We start from the raw sequence: 16,532 nt of genomic DNA on the forward strand, positions 1-16,532 counted from the left end.
GTGCGTAGGCTGTGGGGGCAGGCGTGGAAGGGGCGTGGGTGCACCGGATCCTCTGGTCGATCGTCGCGGTGGCTCTCGTCGTGGGCGCGTTCGTGCCCGGAGCCTCCGAGCCCGAAGGGTGCCCGCCGCGCGACACCCGGGTCACCGCCCCCTACGCGATCACCGGCTACTGGGTCATGCCGCGGGCCGACCGCTGCGTCACCCAGCGCATGGTGGAGGCGATCCACACCATCGGCGGCGACACGCTCATCACGTTCGGCCCGCGCTTCAACGCCCGCGAGGACCCCGGGTTCGCCGCCTGCCGCGTCGACGGCCGCCCGTGCGCGCAGGTGCCGGGCAAGCGGATCAGGCAGGTCTACACGTACACGACCAGCGAGGAGTTCGGGAAGGGCATGCTGCGCTGCCCAGGGCTCGAACGGCGGATCGAGAGCGAGGGCCGCGTCTTCTACCGGCTGTCGCTGGCCGATGACTGCCGCGAACCCGTGCACGACCTCGTGCTCGTCGCCACGGACGGCGACGGGCTGGGCAACCTGATGGCTGAGGCGGCGGCGTACGGCATGAAGGTCTTCCCCGGGCTGCCGGCGGCCGCGCAGCGGGAGGACAAGCCGTGGGAGCCCGACCACGACCACACCGGCGCGCTGAACGCCTTCACCGCTCGGGTGCTCGCCGACTACCGGGCGCGCTTCGGGGCGTCCGGCGCCTTCGGCGGGGTCTACCAGTCGTTCGAGCTGGCCATGCGGGACCGCGCGCCGAAGGACCCGATCATCGAGCTCTACACGGCCCAGCACGCCGTCGTCGCCGGCGCCCTGCCGGGCAAGCCGATCCTGGTCAGCCCGTACATCGACGCCCGCCGCGGGCGCGGGTTCCCGCCCGAGCAGGCGGGCGACGGCGTGGAGGACATCGCGGCGACGCGGGCCGGCGCGCCCATGGCCATCGCCGTCCAGGACGGGCGCGGCACGGGCAAGGTGCCGGTCCACGGCCCGCACGAGGCGGGCGCCACGGTCGTGCCGCGGCTGGTGCCCGTGGTGGGCGAGGTCAGCAACGCCCAGGCCTACCACGGCGCCACGCGCGACTACGTCGAGGCGGCCGCCGGCGAGGTGCCCGACGGGGTGGAGCTGTGGGTGAACGTCGAAGGCTTCGAGCCCACCCCGGCCGCCGGCGAGTGCGGGCGGGTCGATCCGCTGCCGCTGCGCGGGCGGACCACGAAGAGCCGGCTCGACCAGCAGATCATGGCCTCGGGCCCGCACGCCACGAAGATCATCTCGTACGGGTGGGATCCGTTCTTCACCTGCCAGGCCCGCTACGACACGCCCTCGCTGGCCGACGACATCGCGAAGGGCTGGCGGCAGCCCGTCATCGTCCACGCCGTGCGGCAGGACAGGAACGGACGGGCCGGCATCCTGGTCCAGGGCCACAACCTGCGGGGCGGCTCCCTGCGCTTCGGCCCGGAGGGCACGGTGGTCCGGCAGGAGTGGCACTCCGGCGGCCGGCTGGAGTCGGCGTGGGCCCCGTACGTTCCCCAGGGTTCGTGGACCTCCGTCACGGCCACGAACGGCGCCGGCCACACCAGCACGAGCCCATACGTGATCGGCTAGGCCAGCGCCGCGACGAGGATGTCGGCGAGCAGCGCCGCCTGGCCGCCGTCCTCGTCCAGGTCGGGGTCGAGGATCGTGACCTCCAGACCGGCCGCGCCCGGCAGCGCGAGCAGGCCGCGCAGCAGTTCGGTGAGCCGGCCGGCGTCGAGCCCTCCGGGGGTGGGCGAGTCGACGGCGGGCAGGATCGACGGGTCGAGCACGTCCACGTCGAGGTGGATCCAGAAACCGTCGAGCTCGTCGCGGACGAGGACCTTCCCGGCGGCGTCCAGGGAGATGTCGGCGCCGGGGACGTATGCGATGCCGCTGCCCTCGATGTCCCGCAGATCCTCCTCGTCGCGGACGCCGAGCACGATCACGTCCTCGTCCCTGACGTAGGGTCTCAGCCCGTCGATGTCCGTCAGGTAGCCGTCGCCGCGGCCGGTCGCCAGGGCCAGGTCCTCCCCGGCCGCCGAGCCGACGTGCGGGGAGTTGCCGAGGTGCCGGAAGTCGGCGTGCGCGTCGAGGTACGCCAGCCCGTACCGGCCGCTCCTGCGCAGGGCCAGGGCAGGGCCGAGCAGGATCGAGCAGTCACCGCCGAGCAGGATGGGGAACCCGCCCGACGCCCTGATCGCGCTCACGCGGCCGGCGAGCCCGCGGGTGTAGGCGGCGATGGCGGGGCCGTTGCGCACGCCGTCGCCCGGCCGCCACGTGGCGACGTAGCGGGGCGGGACGAGGGCGCCCGCGTCGATGGCGCCGATCCGTTCGACCAGCCCGGCGTCACGCAGGGCCCAGGGGGCCTTGTAGCAGCCGGGGACGGCGCCGGCCGCGGGCGGGCGCAGGCCGAGGTTGGAGGGGGCGTCGAGGATCGTCGATCTTCTGTCAGGAGTTACTATGGTCATAGTCGTGACGGTAGCAAGGGGGACGCGGATGCGCCAGTTCGCCGAGACGGGTGTGGTGGCGATCGACCTGGCCAACACCTGGGACACCTATCTGGACGATCCCGAGCGGCTGCCGGACGTGGCGGCGCTGCGTCGCTTCTGCGCTGAGCTGGGCGAGCATGACGAGGCCGGGGCAGACCTCGACGCGGTGAGATCGGTGCGCGCCCGCCTGCGCGCCGTGCTGGCATGCGACCCGCCCGAGCGCACGCCCGCCCTGGCCCGGTGGGCGAGCGAGCTGCCGGTCCGGGTGACGGTCGCCGACTCTGACGGCACACCGCGCGCCCGGCTCACCGCGCCCGGCGGCGCCTCCGTGGCGGAGCGGCTGGCCGTCCGCGCGGTGGCGGAGCTGCTCGACCTCGCCGCCTCGGGCGGCTGGGACCGCCTGCGCCTGTGCGCCGCCCAGCCCTGCCAGGACGCCTTCGTCGACCGCAGCCGCCCGGGCCGCCGGCAGTTCTGCTCGACCCGGTGCGCGAACCGCGCCCACGCCACCGCCTCGCGAGCCCGCCGCCGCTGAGCCGGGCGCCTCGGCAGGTGCGCTTTTGTCGGGAATCTCCCTGGATTGGCGGCCAAGGTCAGGCCTGTGATGTTCTGATGGCCGGGGGAAGGCGCGTGAGGGCATGGTTGGGCCGGTCGTTGCGGGTGCGACTGGCGATGTTCGCCGGCATCGCGATGCTGCTGCTGATCATCGTCGTCAGCGCATTCGTGCTGCACGGCATCCGCGACGAGCTCGCCGACATCCAGGCGCAGGAGATGTCGGGCAGGGCCGTGTCCGTGCTGCTCAAGATCAAGGCGGACCGCCTGCCCCAGGTGCTGGAGGACGCCGGGCTCGACGGCGTCCAGGTCATCGACCCGTCGGGGCGCCCGGTCACCTCGACGCTCAACCTGGTCGGGCTGCCCAGGCAGACGGCGGCGATCCCCCGTGACGGCCAGGCCAACGCCGTCGCCGAGCTCTGCGGGCTGAGCGGCTTCCCCGGCGAGTGCGAGCTCGTGGTCGCCCTGACCGCGTACCAGCCGGACGGCGAGTGGATCATCTACGCCTTCGAGTCTGCGGTGCCCTGGTACGTCGGACCCCAGGTGATCCTCTCGCAGGTCGCCCTCGCGGCGGCGCTTGTCGCGCTGACCTGGTTCGCGGTGTGGCGCGCGACGACCAGGACGCTCGCCCCCGTCAGCGCCATCACGAAGCGGCTGGCCGAGCTCACCGCGTTCGGCGGCGGGATGCGCGTGCCCGTGCCGCAGAGCGACGACGAGATCGCCGCTCTGGCCGAGACCGCCAACCGCACCCTGGAGCGGCTGGAGACGGCGATGCGGGAGAAGGAGCTCGCGATGGAACGGCAGCGCAGGTTCGCCGCCGACGCCTCGCACGACCTGCGCAGCCCGATCACCGCCATGCGCGCCCAGATCGAGGAGGCCCGGCTCTACCCCGAGGAGACCGACTGGATGGAGACGAGCGCCGAGGTGCTCGCCAGCCTGGACCGGTTGCAGGGGATCGTCTCCGACCTGCTCGTGCTGACCAGGCTGGACGCGGGCGCCCCGAGCCGCCGTGAGCCCGTGGACCTGGCCGAGTCGGTCGCCGCCGAGGCCGTGCGGCGGCGTTCGAAGCGGGTCGTCACCGACGTGCGGCGGGACGTGGTCGTCACGGGTGACCGGCTGCAACTGGCCCGCCTGCTGACGAACCTCATGGACAACGCCGACCGGCACGCCGAGAGCCAGATCACCGTGACGGTGCGGGAGGAGGACGGGCAGGCCGTGCTGGAGGTCCTGGACGACGGCGAGGGCATCGCGCCCGAGCAGCGCGAGGTCATCTTCGAACGGTTCGCCCGCCTGGACGCCGCGCGCAACCGCGACGCCGGTGGCAGCGGGCTCGGCCTGCCCATCGCCCGCGAGATCGTCACGGCCCACGGCGGCACGCTGACCGTCGAGGACTCAGAACGCGGCGCCCGGTTCGTCTTCAGGATGCCGCTCAGGGACGGGTGACCCCCGGGGTTCACCCGTACGCGGCCGTGCTCTCCCGGACGATCAGCTCCGTGGCCAGCTCCACCCGTTTCGTCTCCGGCACGTCACCGTGGCCCATGGCCAGCACCGTACGGGTGGCCAGGGCCGCCATCTCCTGCAGCGGTTGGCGTACCGTCGTCAGCGGCGGCCAGGCCGACTTGGCCAGTGGCAGGTCGTCGAAGCCCACCACGCTCAGGTCCTCGGGGACGCGCAGCCCGCGCTGCCTGGCCGCCTCGAAGACGCCGAACGCCATCAGGTCGCTGTGCGCGAAGATGGCCGTGGGCGGGTCGTCGAGGTCGAGCAGGGCGTGGGCCTGGTCGAAGCCGGAGTCGACCAGGAACGTGCCGCGCCTGATCAGCTCGGGCGCCACGGGCAGCCCGGCCGTCTCCAGCGCGGCGCGATAGCCGTCGATCCTGGCCTGGCTGCAGAGCATGTCGGACAGGCCGCTGATCATGCCGATCCTGCGGTGGCCCAGCTCCAGCAGGTGGCGGGTCGCGGACAGGCCGCCGTTCCAGTTGGTGGCGCCCACCGAGACCACGCCGGGGGCGGGCTCGCCCTCGGGGTCGACCACCGCGAACGGCAGCGAACGGGCGCTGAGCTGGGCCTGGATGCCGGTCGACAGCTGCGAGGCGACGATCACCACGCCGTCGGTCCTGCGCGCGGCCAGGCGTTCGAGCCAGTCGCGTCCCGGTCCGGCGTGCGTGTGCAGGACGGAGATGACCACGCTGGCCCCCGCCTCGTGGGCAGCGCCTTCCGCGCCCCGCACGATCTCCATGGCCCACGGCGACTCGATCTCGGCGAACACCAGGTCGACCAGGCCGGCCGGGGTGTCGTCCTGGCTGATGCGCCGTTGGTAGCCGTGTTCCTGCAACAGCCGCTCGACCCGGTGGCGGGTCGCGGGAGCGACTTCTGGACGTCCGTTGATGACCTTCGAGACCGTCGGGATGGAGACTCCGGCCTCCTCCGCGATCAGTGCGATCGTCACCCGCCTCTTCGCTGACACGTTCGGGAGTGTATCCGAAAGTTTCGGTTTGCCATCGCCCGGCCCCCAGGTGTTGACGCTTTACCTGGTGTTTACTTACGCTCCGAGCGTAGAAAGTATCGGGGGTTTGGCGAAATTTTCGATTCCTGAGGAAGGGACCCCTATGCGACGCAGTGTGGTGCTGATCGCGGCCCCCGTGCTGATCGCCGGGCTCGTGACCGGCTGCGGCGGCGGAGAGTCCGCGTCACCCCAGGGCGAGGGCGGCTCGCCCGGCAAGGTCACGATCGAGTGGTGGCACCTGTCGACCGCCGACCCGCTCAAGACGCTCTGGGCGCAGCGCGCCGAGGAGTTCATGGCCAAGAACCCGAACGTCACCATCAAGGCCACCGTCCTGGAGAACGACGCCTACAAGGCCAAGCTCACCACGGTGACGCAGTCGGGCAAGGCGCCCGACATCTTCGCGACGTGGGGCGGCGGAGTGCTCCAGCAGCAGATCGACGCGGGACTGGTCAAGGACCTCTCCGGCGACGTCGCCGACGTCCTGCCGAACTTCACGCCCGCCGCGCTGAGCGCGTACCAGTTCGACGGCAAGACGTACGGGCTGCCGACCGACATCGGGCTGGTGGGTTTCTGGTACAACAAGAAACTTTTCGAGAAGGCGGGCATCAGCGAACCCCCGGCCACCTGGTCGGCGTTCCTCGAAGACGTCAAGAAGCTCAAGGCCTCGGGCATCACCCCGATCGCCCTGGCCGGCAAGGAAAAGTGGCCGGGCCACTACTACTGGGCCTACCTCGCCATGCGCATCGCCGGCCTCGACGCGCTCAAGCAGGCCGCCACCGACCACGACTTCACCAAACCGGACTTCGTGGCCGCGGGACAGCAGGTCAAGGCGCTGGCCGACCTGCAGCCGTTCCAGAAGGGCTTCCTGGGCGCCGGGTACGGCACCCCTGACGGCCAGGCGGCCACGATGGGCAACGGCAAGGCGGCCATGGAGCTGATGGGCCAGTGGGCGCCGGTCACGCAGGAGGACGCGGGCGAGGGCCTCGGCGACGACCTCGGCTTCTTCCCCTTCCCCGCGGTCGAAGGCGGCAAGGGCTCGATCGGCGACGCCTTCGGCGGCGGCGGAGGCCTGGCCGTGGGCGCCGACGCGCCCAAGGAGGCCGTCGACTTCGTCAAGTACATGACGGAGATGGAGAACCACTCCAAGGCCGTCGAGGCGGGCGGCGTGCTGCCCGTGCTCAAGGGCGAGGAGAGCGCGGTCAAGGACGCCAACCTCAAGCAGGTGGCGGCCCTGCTCGCCGAGACCACCGGCTACCAGCTCTACCTCGACCAGGCCTACCCGCCGGCCGTCGGCCAGCAGGTCAACGACAGCGTGGCCGAGCTCATCGGCGGCACGAAAACGCCGGAAGAGGTCTCCCAGGACATCACGGAAGTGGCCAAGAGCGAAGAATGACGACACTCACCAGAGGGCCGGAGGCGGTCAAGCTTCCGGCCCCCGCCCCCGCCGCCAGGCGGCGCGGACGCTGGGTGACCATCACCCTGTTCCTGCTGCCGGCGCTCGTCCTGTTCCTCCTCCTCGTCGTGGCCCCCATGCTGGTGGCCGTCTACTCCAGCGCCTTCAAGTGGAACGGCTTCGGCGGGCTGCCGACCGACTTCATCGGCTTCGACAACTTCACCCGGCTGTTCGGCAGCGAGATCTTCGCGCAGGACCTGTGGCACCTGCTGGTGCTGGTCGTGTTCTCGATCTGCGTGCAACTGCCGTTCTCGCTGGCCCTCGCGATGCTGCTGAACCAGCGCATCCGCGGGCGGGCGCTCTACCGGGTCGTGTTCTTCGCGCCGTACGTGCTCTCCGAGGTGATCACCGGCGTGCTGTTCTCGCTGATCCTGGCGCCGGACGCGGGCATGGCCAACCAGCTGCTGTCGGTGTTCGGGGTCGAGTCGGAGTGGCTGGCCGACCCCGACACGGTGATGCCGTCGCTCTTCCTGGTCATGACGTGGAAATACTTCGGCTTCCACATGATGATCTATCTGGCGGGACGGCAGAACATCCCCAACGAGCTCATCGAGGCGGCGCAGATCGACGGCGCCACGGGCTGGAAGACGTTCAGGCACGTCACGCTGCCGCTGCTCGGCCCGACCATCCGGATCAGCATCTTCCTGTCCGTCATCTACACGATCCAGCTGTTCGACCTCGTCTGGATCCTCACCGGGGGCGGGCCGTCGCACTCCTCCGAGACGATGGCCGTCACGATGATGGAGTGGGGCTTCAAACGCACCCAGGTCGGCTACGCCAGCGCGATCAGCGTCGTGATGTTCGTGCTCAGCCTCGTCTTCGCTCTCGTCTACCAGCGTTTCGTGATGCGCCGTGACCTCGAGGGCGCGTCCACCTCCATGGGAGGCCGCCGATGAACCACGGCAAGGCGACCCGTGTGCGCCGCACCACCCTGCCGCTCCACCTGATCGCGTGGATCGTCGGCGCCTTCATCCTGATCCCGGTCGTCTACGCGCTGCTCGGAGGGTTCAAGCAGAACAGCGAGCTGTCCTCGAACCCCTTCGGCCTGCCCAGGACCTGGGCGACCGGCAACTACACCGAGGTGCTGGCCTCCGGCTCGTTCTGGTTGCAGATGTGGAACAGCACGTTCATCGCCGTCGCCACGACCGTGGTGACGGTCGCGCTGTCGGCGCTGGCGGCGTTCGTCTTCGCGAGGTTCGCCTTCCGCGGCAGGGAGCTGTACTTCACGCTCTTCACGGCCGGGCTGATGTTCCCGTTCGCGGTGGCCATCCTGCCGATCTTCGTGCTGCTGCGCACGCTCGGGCTGCTGGACGACCCGATGGGCGTGATCCTCACCCAGGCCGCCTTCGGCCTGCCGCTGACGATCATCATCCTGCGGGGCTTCTTCCGCAGCATCCCCGGCGAGCTCGAAGAGGCGGCCACCATCGACGGCTGCTCCCCGTTCGGCTTCTTCTGGCGCATCCTGCTGCCGATGGCCAGGCCCGCCATCGCCACCGTCTCCGTCCTCGCCATCGTGGGCAGCTGGAACAACTTCATGCTGCCGCTCGTGGTCTTCAGCGAAGAGGCGAGCTGGACGCTGCCGCTCGGCATCCAGCAGTTCCAGGGCCAGTACGCCTCGGACACCGCCCGCATCCTCGCCTACCTCGTCCTGGCCATGGTGCCGGCACTCGGGTTCTACGCCGTCGCAGAACGCCACCTTGTCGGTGGTCTCACCGCTGGTGCTACGAAAGGGTGAACATGCTTCACGTGTCCGGAACCCAGCTCGTCGCGGACGACCACACACCGGTACGACTACGCGGGGTGGGTCTCGGGGGCTGGATGAACATGGAGAACTTCATCACCGGCTATCCGGCCAACGAGAGCTCGATGCGGCGGGCCGTGCGCTCGGTGCTCGGCGAGGAGCGGGCGGAGCTCTTCTTCGACCGGCTGCTCGCGTCGTTCTTCACCGAGCAGGACGCCGACCTGCTGGCCGGGCTGGGGATGAACTGCGTGCGCATCCCGGTCAACTACCGCCACTGGGAGTCCGACGACCGGCCGTTCGAGATCGACCCGCAGGGCTTCCGCCACCTCGACCGGGTGGTCGGGCTGCTCGGCGAGCGTGGCATCTACAGCGTCATCGACCTGCACGCCCTGCCCGGCTCCCAGAACCAGCACTGGCACTCCGACAACCCCACGCACGTGGCCGGGTTCTGGCAGCACCGCCACTTCCAGGACCGGGCGGTGCACCTGTGGGAGGTCATCGCCGACCACTACCGCGACCATCCCTGGGTGGCCGGCTACAACCCGGTCAACGAGCCGGGCGACCTCACCGGCAAGGTGATCGGGCCCTTCTACGATCGGCTGGTCAAGGCCGTGCGCGCCGCGGACCCGGGACACATCCTGTTCCTGGACGGGAACACGTACGCCACCGACTTCTCCATATTTCGTGAAATGTACGAAAACACGGTTTTCGTCCTGCACGACTACGCGCTCGCCGGCTTCGCCCACGGCGGACCGTACCCCGGCTACACCCGGGGCGAGTGGTGCGACCGCGACGAGCTGGAACGCACCTTCGCCAAACGATCCCGCTTCCAGCGCGAGACCGGCACACCTCTGTGGGTGGGCGAGTTCGGCCCCGTCTACACCGGCGACCCCGGCGTGGACGCGCAGCGCTACCAGATCCTCCGCGACCAGCTGGACATCTACGACGGCCACGGCGCGGGCTGGTCGTTGTGGACCTACAAGGACGTGGGGCTGCAGGGCCTGGTGCACGCCGCGGGGCCGTACCTCGACAGGTTCGGCGACTTCATCGACAGGAAGCGGCGGCTCGGGGTGGACCGCTGGGGCTCCACCATGGAGGAGTCGGCCGATGTCCTGGCCCCGCTGCACGCGCTGATCCAGACGGAGTTCCCCGGCTGGAAGCCCTATCCGTGGGGCGCCCGCTACCAGACCGACGACCTCATCCGGCACATCCTCATGGCCCAGGCGCTGCTGCCGGAGTACGCGGAGCTCTTCCGCGGGCTCGACGACGGGGAGCTGACCGCCCTGGCCGACTCCTTCCTCCTCGACCGCTGCGTACGCCGCCGGCCCCTGCTCGACCTGCTCTCCGACAACCTCAAACCCCGCTGACCGCCATCGGCCGGCCCGCCGTGGACGCCCGGGTGATCCACCCCCGGGTGGTCCACCCCGGTGGTCCACCCCGGTGATCCACGGGGTGGGCTCCTCGTCGTCGATGGCATTCCACTCGGTAGTGTCCTGTTCCGTGACGACGGAGCTGGAGGACCTCGCCGTACGGTTGCGGGAGTTCGCGAAGGTCAGGGAGTGGGAGCAGTTCCACACGCCGAAGAACCTGGCGATGGCGCTCGCGGGCGAGGTGGGGGAGCTGGTGGCGGAGTTCCAGTGGCTCACCGCCGAGGAGTCGAGGAGCCCCGGCGACGAGGCGCTCGCGAGGATGCGCACCGAGCTCGGCGACGTGACCCTCTACCTGGTGCGCCTGGCGGACGTCCTGGGCGTCGACCTGGTGGAGGCGGCCAGGGCCAAGCTCGACGACAACGACCGCCGCTACGACCCCGACGCCTATCGCGGCTCGGCCAGGAAGGCGCCGCCGTCCGCCGGCACCACCTGAGGAGGGCTTCTTCTCGCGGTCACCTGGCCGCACATATGGTGACGAGCATGCGATTCGGGGTGTTGGGCCCGCTGACCGTGTGGACGGACGCCGGCGAGACCGTCACGATTCCCGGCCGGAAAGTCCGGGCGCTCCTCGTGGACCTGCTCGTCCACGAGGGCCATCCGGTGTCCGTGGACCGGCTGGTCGACGACCTCTGGGGCGAGGAGGCGCCGGCCAACCCCGCGGGCGCGCTGCAGGTCCGCGTGTCCCAGCTGCGCAAGGCGCTGGAGGACGCCGAGCCCGGCGGCAAGAACCTCGTCGTCTCCCGTGCCCCCGGCTACCTGCTGCGACCCGATGGCAGCCCTGATGGCAGGGCCGTGGACGCCGTCCGCTTCGCGGCCCTGCTGGCCCAGGCCGAGGCGGTGGGCAGCGCGCGGGCCAGGGCGCGGCTGCTGGGCGACGCGCTGGCGTTGTGGCGGGGTCCCGCGTACGCCGACTTCGCCGACGAGGAGTACACGAGGACGGCCGTGCTCCGGCTGGAGGAGCAGCGGCTGTCGGCGCTGGAGCAGCACGCCGAGGCCCGGTTGGAGCTGGGCGAGCACGGGCTGCTCGTCGGCGAGCTCGGCGACCTGGTGGCCAGGCATCCGCTCAGGGAGCGGCTGAGAGCCGTGCACATGCGGGCCCTCTACCGGGCCGGGCGGCAGAGCGAGGCGCTGGCCGGTTACGGCGAGCTGCGCGAGCGGCTGGCCGACGAGCTCGGCCTCGACCCCGGTCCCGAGCTGGTGGCGCTCCACCAGGCGATCCTCGGGCAGGCCCCCGAGCTCAACGTGCCCGCCACGCATCCCGTGACCAACCTGCCCGCCCCCGTCGGCAAGCTGATCGGCCGGGAGCAGGCGCTGGCCGAGGTGTGCGCGCTCGCAGGCGACGAGCGGCTGGTGACGCTCACCGGCAGCGGCGGGGTCGGCAAGACCCGGCTGGCGCTGGAGGCCGCGAACCGGCTCGTGGACGACTTCGCCGACGGCGCGTGGCTGGTCGCGCTCGACCAGGCGTCCCGCTCGCCCGCCGAGGCCGTCATGGCGGCCCTGGAGATCAGGGAGGACACCGGCGGCGACCCGGCGGGGCAGCTGACCGCCGCGCTCGGGCCCCGGCGGATGCTGCTCGTCCTGGACAACTGCGAGCACGTGGTCGAGCAGGTCGCCGAGCTGGCCGAGCGGCTCCTGCGGGCCTGCCCCGACCTGCGCGTCCTGGCCACCAGCAGGGAGCCGCTGGCGGTGGCGGGCGAGGTGTTGTGGAGCGTGCCGCCGCTGGACGTGCCCGCCGGCGCGGACCTTTCGACCATGGCCCGCTCCGACGCCGTCAGGCTGTTCGTGTCCAGGGCCGCCGCCTCCGCCCGCGGCTTCCGGCTCGACGCGGGCAACGCGCAGGCCGTCGCCCAGCTGTGCCGGCGGCTCGACGGCATCCCGCTGGCCCTCGAACTGGCCGCGACCCGGGTGCGGGCGCTCGGCGTGCACGGCGTGGTGGCCCGGCTCGACGACAGGTTCCGGCTGCTGGCCTCCGGGCAGCGCGGCGCCCCCGCCAGGCAGCAGACGCTCACCGCGGTGATCGACTGGAGCTGGGACCTGCTGTCCGACGGCGAACGTCGCGTCCTGCGCCGCCTGGCCGTGCACGCCGACGGCTGCACCATGGAGTCCGCGGAGGCGGTCTGCGCCGAGAGCGGCCTCGACGTGCTCGACCTGCTGGCCCGCCTCGTCGACCGCTCGCTCGTCGTCGTCACCGACGCTCCTGGCGGCGTCAGGTACCGGCTGCTGGAGTCGGTGTCCGCGTACTGCGTGGCCCGGCTGGCCGACGCCGCCGAGCTCGACCGGGTACGCCTCGCACACCTGCGCCACTACCTGGAGCTGGCCGAGCGGGCCGAGCCGGAGCTGTACGGGCCCGAGCAGCGCGACCGGCTGCTGCGCCTCGACACCGAGGCCGCGAACATGCGGGCGGCCCTGGACACGGCGGTCGCGCAGAAGGAGGGCGAGCGCGCGGCCCGGCTGGTCAACGCGCTGGCCTGGTACTGGTTCCTGCGCGGCAGGCTGGCCGAGGGCCGGCGGTCGTTCGCGGAGGCGCTGGCGATCGAAGGAAGGCCGTCCCCCGCCAGGGCCAGAGCCGCCGCCTGGCACGCCGGGTTCGCACTCATCCTGGGCGAGCAGGTCGCGTACGAGCCCGCGCTGGCGGCGATCGACGACCCGGGCGCGCGGGCCAGGGCCGAGCTGTTCGTCGGCCTGCACCTCAGGGACATGCCGACCGGGCAGGAGCTGACCAGCCGGGCGCTGGCCACGTTCCGGGCCCTCGGCGACAGGTGGGGCATCGCCGCGGCGCTGACCCGGCAGGCGAGAGACGCGTTCACCCAGCGCGACCTGGACGCGCTCGAACGCACCGCGGGGGAGAGCGCGCGGCTGTTCACCGAGCTGGGCGACCGCTGGGGGCTGCTGCGGGCCACCGAGTGGCTGGCCTCCCAGGCCGAGATGGCCCATGACGCCGAGCGCGCGAACCGGCTGTTCGGCGAGGGCGTGCGGATGGCCGAGGACCTCGGGTTGTGGACGGAGGCCGCCACGCAGACGGCGTGGCTGGGCTGGACCGCGTTCTCGAGCGGCGACTACGACGGCGCCGTCGAGATCTGCGAGCGCGCCATGAAACTGGCCATCGGGCAGGGCTACAAGGAGGGCGAGGTCATGGCCAGGATGGGCCTGGCCTTCGCCGCGCGCCGCGCCGGGCTCCCGGACCTGGCCGAGGTCCACCTGCGCCGCCTGCTCGAAGGCGTGCCGCGCGACCCGGACACCGAGCCCTCCCTGCACGTCCCTTCCACGCTGATCGAGCTGGGATTCCTCGCGGAAGGGCGCGGCGACCCGGCCACCGCCCTGGACCTGCAGCTGGAGGCGCTGGCCGGCGCCGCGAAGATCGGTGACCCCAGGACGATGGCGTGGGCCGTCGAGGGCGCGGCCGCCGCGACGGGGGCGCCCGGCGAGGCCGCCCTGCTGCTGGGGCTGGCGGCCGCGGCCAGGGAGCACAACCGGACCCCCGCGGGGCCGCCGGAGCAGGTCGAGATCGACCGGGTCACGGCCAGGGCACGCGAGGCGCTGGGGGAGGAGGGGTTCGCGGCGGCGTACGCGGAGGGCGCGGCGTACAAGCTGGTGGACGTGCACGACCTGCTTCGCGGTGGCGTACGGCGCTGACGATCCCCTTCTCGGCGCCCGAAGGACCATGACAGGGTGAGATCATGCGGATCATTCGCGCGGCCAGAGTGCTCACCGGACGTCCCGGAGAGGTGATCGCCGAGGGGGAGGTCCTCGTCGACGGGGCGACGATCGTCTCGGTCGGGCCGCGCGGCAGCGCCGGCGAGGCTGGCGAGGTCGTCGAGCTGCCCGGCCACACGGTGCTGCCCGGCCTGGTCGACGCGCACGTGCACCTGGGGTTCGACGCCGCGGTCGACCCGGTGACGCGGCGGAGCGCCAGAGCGACCACCACCTGCTGCTGCGGATGGCGGAGAACGCGCGCAAGCTCGTGTCCGCCGGCGTCACCACCGCCCGCGACCTCGGTGGGCGCGACTTCCTCGACCTGGCGCTCCGGGACGCGATCGAGGAGGGGCTGGCCGTCGGCCCGCACATCGTGGCCGCCACCAGGCCCATCACGATCACCGGCGGCCACTGCTGGTACATGGGCGGCGAGGCCGACGACGAGGTCGCCATCCGCCGCGTGGCCAGGGAGAACCTGCGGGCCGGCGCCGACTGCCTCAAGGTGATGGCCTCGGGCGGCCAGATGACGCCGGGCGCGCCTCCGAGCTGGGTGCCCCAGTACACCACCGAGCAGCTCAGAGTGGTCGTGGAGGAGGCCGGCGCGCGCGGCAAGGGCGTCGCCGCGCACGCCCACGCCCACGCGGCGATCCGCAGCGCGCTCGAAGCCGGGGTCACCACGATCGAGCACTGCTCGTTCTTCACGCCCTCGGGCCATCGTTACGACTCCAAGCTCGCCGACCTCGTCGCGGCCGGCGGCACGTACGTCTGCCCGACCCTGCACGGCGTGTTCTGGCGCTCACGCGAGGTGCTCGGCGCCGAGATGCTCGACGACTGGCTGAGCGGCATCGTGGCCATGCGGGAGGCGGGCGTGCGGCTCATCGCGGGAACCGACGCCGGGTTCGCCTCCGGCGGCGTGGCCAACCGTACGGACGGATTCGTGGCGAGCCTGGAGGTGTTCGCGGAGGCCGGGTTCGGCAACGCGGAGATCATCGAGCTGGCCACCGTGCGCGCCGCCGACGCCTGCGGGGTGGGGGAGGTCGCCGGCAGCCTGGAGGCGGGCAAGCGGGCGGACCTGATCGCGGTCGCGGGCGACCCGCTCACCCGCCTGTCCGACCTTCGCAACCTCGCCCTCGTCCTGGTCTCGGGCCGATCCGTGGGGCAGGCGGACGTGGACACGGTGACGTCGTCGGCGGGCTGACGTGCTCGCGGACGGCTAGGCTCCTCCCATGAACTTGAAAGATCGCGTACGCGAGCTGCGCCTCCAGGGCCGCTCCCCGAAGGAGATCGCCCGCGCGCTCAAGGTCGCGCCGTCGGTCGTCGCGCCGCTCGTGCGGGCCATCGCCGCCGAGACCGCCCCCACGGGCGACCCCGAGGTGGTCGGGTGCTGGATCAACACCGGCTGGAGCGACGGCCTCGACGTCGACCCCGCGCGCGGCTGGGTGGACGAAGCCCCCGGCTCCGGCGCGGACGGCATGGTGTGCGTGCTCGTGGCCCGGCGGCACACGTGGGACCGGATGACGGTCTGCGGCTACCTCGCCGACGTCTACTGCCTGGGCGTGAAGAACGCCATCGGGCCCGACGTGCTCGACGACCTCGAGCTGCGGCGCTTTCGCGAATACTTCTTCGGCGAGTACGCGGGATGGCAGGAGGCGCCGATCGAGCTGGCCAGGCACCTCGTGCTCGGGTCGATCGACTACGCCCGCACGCTCGGGTTCGAGCCCGACGAGGAGTTCGAGCCGGCGGCCGGCGCTCTCGGCGCGTGGGACGAGAAGTCGGCGATCACGTTCGGCCGCGACGGCAGGCCCTTTTACGTGGAAGGGCCGCACGACGACGCGGCCAAGGTGCTGCGCACCCTGCGGCGCACGCTCTCCGACGACGACTTCGACTACGTCACCGCGGCCTCCTGACGGCCGGCCGCAGGGGACCTGGCCGGCACGGATCGCATGACGAGGGGGCGCACGAGCGAGCCCGGCCGGCCAGGCGCCGCCATCCTCCGGCTGCCGGAAAGGACCCGGGACAGTGCGAAAGTACATTCTCTTCGATCACGATGGCGTTCTGGTGGACACCGAATTCTGGTATTACGAAGCCGGGAGGCGAGCCCTGGCGGACCTTGGCTTGACCTTGGACAAGGATCAGTATCTCCGGGGGATGAGCCAGGGATCGGACACATGGGCCCAGGCCAGGGCGGCCGGTATTGATGAAAGGACCATCAGCAGGCAGCGTCAGATCCGTGATGATTTCTATCAAGAATATCTGAGGACAGAAGCCATCGAGATCGAAGGCGTCGCTGAGGCGCTGGCTGAACTGTCGAAATACGTTCGTATGGCCATCGTGACGACTGCGAAACGTGCGGATTTCGAGCTCATCCATGAAGAGCGTCAGATCAAGCACTTCATGGATTTCGTCGTCGTTCGTGAAGATTGCCAGCTCACCAAGCCGCATCCGGAACCATATCTGATCGGCTTGAAGCGGTTCGGAGCCACCAAGGAAGAGGCGCTGGTCGTTGAGGATTCTTCCAGAGGACTGAAGTCGGCCGTGGCGGCCGGCATCGACTGTGCTGTGGTCCACAACGACTTCACGAAGTCACATGACTTCGCGCAGGCTGCCTATCGAATCGAAACTCTGGCTGAACTGAAGGACATCATCCTGCGGGCTGGATGAAAAAGCGT

14 protein-coding genes are annotated in these 16,532 nt (G+C 71.3%); 12 read left to right on the forward strand and 2 right to left on the reverse strand.

What is annotated here, in order from left to right:
• Positions 1–38 precede the first annotated feature (38 nt).
• The gene (locus ABGB14_RS12075) at positions 39–1,595 is read left to right on the forward strand and encodes a DUF4434 domain-containing protein (protein WP_347643691.1); all 1,557 of its coding nucleotides are present in this window, start codon (positions 39–41) and stop codon (positions 1,593–1,595) included.
• Here the strand turns inward: ABGB14_RS12075 and ABGB14_RS12080 are convergent.
• Complete coding sequence (locus ABGB14_RS12080) at positions 1,592–2,473, reverse strand: arginase family protein (protein WP_347643692.1); 882 nt, start codon at positions 2,471–2,473, stop codon at positions 1,592–1,594. The two genes, ABGB14_RS12075 and ABGB14_RS12080, sit on opposite strands and share 4 nt — an antisense overlap.
• 4 nt (positions 2,474–2,477) lie before the next feature.
• On the opposite strand from ABGB14_RS12080, the gene ABGB14_RS12085 reads away from it, so the two are divergent.
• Both ABGB14_RS12085 and ABGB14_RS12090 read left to right on the forward strand, forming a co-directional pair.
• Positions 2,478–3,026, forward strand: coding sequence for a CGNR zinc finger domain-containing protein (locus ABGB14_RS12085; RefSeq protein WP_347643693.1), 549 nt, complete (start codon positions 2,478–2,480; stop codon positions 3,024–3,026).
• Between the two features lie 95 nt (positions 3,027–3,121).
• A complete protein-coding gene (locus ABGB14_RS12090) occupies positions 3,122–4,486 on the forward strand; it encodes a HAMP domain-containing sensor histidine kinase (protein ID WP_347643694.1) in 1,365 nt (454 codons plus the stop codon).
• A gap of 10 nt (positions 4,487–4,496) precedes the next feature.
• Here ABGB14_RS12090 and ABGB14_RS12095 read toward each other — a convergent pair whose 3' ends face one another.
• Positions 4,497–5,507, reverse strand: coding sequence for a LacI family DNA-binding transcriptional regulator (locus ABGB14_RS12095; protein WP_347643695.1), 1,011 nt, complete (start codon positions 5,505–5,507; stop codon positions 4,497–4,499).
• A gap of 142 nt (positions 5,508–5,649) precedes the next feature.
• Here ABGB14_RS12095 and ABGB14_RS12100 point away from each other — a divergent pair, with 142 nt between their 5' ends.
• From ABGB14_RS12100 to ABGB14_RS12140, 9 genes are all read left to right on the forward strand, one after another.
• On the forward strand, positions 5,650–6,939 hold the full coding sequence (locus tag ABGB14_RS12100) for an extracellular solute-binding protein (protein WP_347643696.1): 1,290 nt from the start codon (positions 5,650–5,652) through the stop codon (positions 6,937–6,939).
• Positions 6,936–7,895: a sugar ABC transporter permease gene (locus ABGB14_RS12105; protein ID WP_347643697.1), complete on the forward strand. Its 960-nt coding sequence runs from the start codon at positions 6,936–6,938 to the stop codon at positions 7,893–7,895. Before ABGB14_RS12100 ends, ABGB14_RS12105 begins: the two co-directional genes overlap by 4 nt.
• Positions 7,892–8,734, forward strand: coding sequence for a carbohydrate ABC transporter permease (locus ABGB14_RS12110; protein ID WP_347643698.1), 843 nt, complete (start codon positions 7,892–7,894; stop codon positions 8,732–8,734). The genes ABGB14_RS12105 and ABGB14_RS12110 overlap by 4 nt, the downstream gene beginning before the upstream one ends.
• A 2-nt stretch (positions 8,735–8,736) precedes the next feature.
• On the forward strand, positions 8,737–10,107 hold the full coding sequence (locus tag ABGB14_RS12115; RefSeq protein WP_347643699.1) for a cellulase family glycosylhydrolase: 1,371 nt from the start codon (positions 8,737–8,739) through the stop codon (positions 10,105–10,107).
• Positions 10,108–10,240: 133 nt separating this feature from the next.
• On the forward strand, positions 10,241–10,603 hold the full coding sequence (locus tag ABGB14_RS12120; protein ID WP_347643700.1) for a nucleotide pyrophosphohydrolase: 363 nt from the start codon (positions 10,241–10,243) through the stop codon (positions 10,601–10,603).
• A 47-nt stretch (positions 10,604–10,650) separates the two neighbouring features.
• On the forward strand, positions 10,651–13,803 hold the full coding sequence (locus ABGB14_RS12125; protein ID WP_347643701.1) for a BTAD domain-containing putative transcriptional regulator: 3,153 nt from the start codon (positions 10,651–10,653) through the stop codon (positions 13,801–13,803).
• Between the two features lie 304 nt (positions 13,804–14,107).
• Positions 14,108–15,061, forward strand: coding sequence for an amidohydrolase family protein (locus ABGB14_RS12130; RefSeq protein WP_347643702.1), 954 nt, complete (start codon positions 14,108–14,110; stop codon positions 15,059–15,061).
• 28 nt (positions 15,062–15,089) lie between these two features.
• Entirely contained in the window at positions 15,090–15,770 is a 681-nt protein-coding gene (locus tag ABGB14_RS12135) for a helix-turn-helix domain-containing protein (protein ID WP_347643703.1), read from the forward strand.
• Positions 15,771–15,882: 112 nt separating this feature from the next.
• A complete protein-coding gene (locus tag ABGB14_RS12140) occupies positions 15,883–16,524 on the forward strand; it encodes an HAD-IA family hydrolase (protein WP_347643704.1) in 642 nt (213 codons plus the stop codon).
• Positions 16,525–16,532 lie beyond the last annotated feature (8 nt).

Origin of the sequence: Nonomuraea sp. B10E15, from assembly GCF_039871615.1 — a bacterium.
In the GTDB taxonomy this organism is placed as follows: domain Bacteria; phylum Actinomycetota; class Actinomycetes; order Streptosporangiales; family Streptosporangiaceae; genus Nonomuraea.

What these genes read in the sequence shown, in the direction of transcription:
- ABGB14_RS12135 (WP_347643703.1), top strand. Translation starts at nt 15,090, where the DNA reads ATGAACTTGAAAGATCGCGTACGCGAGCTGCGCCTCCAGGGCCGCTCC.
- ABGB14_RS12130 (WP_347643702.1), top strand. Translation starts at nt 14,108, where the DNA reads ATGGCGGAGAACGCGCGCAAGCTCGTGTCCGCCGGCGTCACCACCGCC.
- ABGB14_RS12110 (WP_347643698.1), top strand. Translation starts at nt 7,892, where the DNA reads ATGAACCACGGCAAGGCGACCCGTGTGCGCCGCACCACCCTGCCGCTC.
- ABGB14_RS12115 (WP_347643699.1), top strand. Translation starts at nt 8,737, where the DNA reads ATGCTTCACGTGTCCGGAACCCAGCTCGTCGCGGACGACCACACACCG.
- ABGB14_RS12125 (WP_347643701.1), top strand. Translation starts at nt 10,651, where the DNA reads ATGCGATTCGGGGTGTTGGGCCCGCTGACCGTGTGGACGGACGCCGGC.
- ABGB14_RS12100 (WP_347643696.1), top strand. Translation starts at nt 5,650, where the DNA reads ATGCGACGCAGTGTGGTGCTGATCGCGGCCCCCGTGCTGATCGCCGGG.
- ABGB14_RS12080 (WP_347643692.1), bottom strand. Translation starts at nt 2,473, where the DNA reads ATGACCATAGTAACTCCTGACAGAAGATCGACGATCCTCGACGCCCCC.
- ABGB14_RS12105 (WP_347643697.1), top strand. Translation starts at nt 6,936, where the DNA reads ATGACGACACTCACCAGAGGGCCGGAGGCGGTCAAGCTTCCGGCCCCC.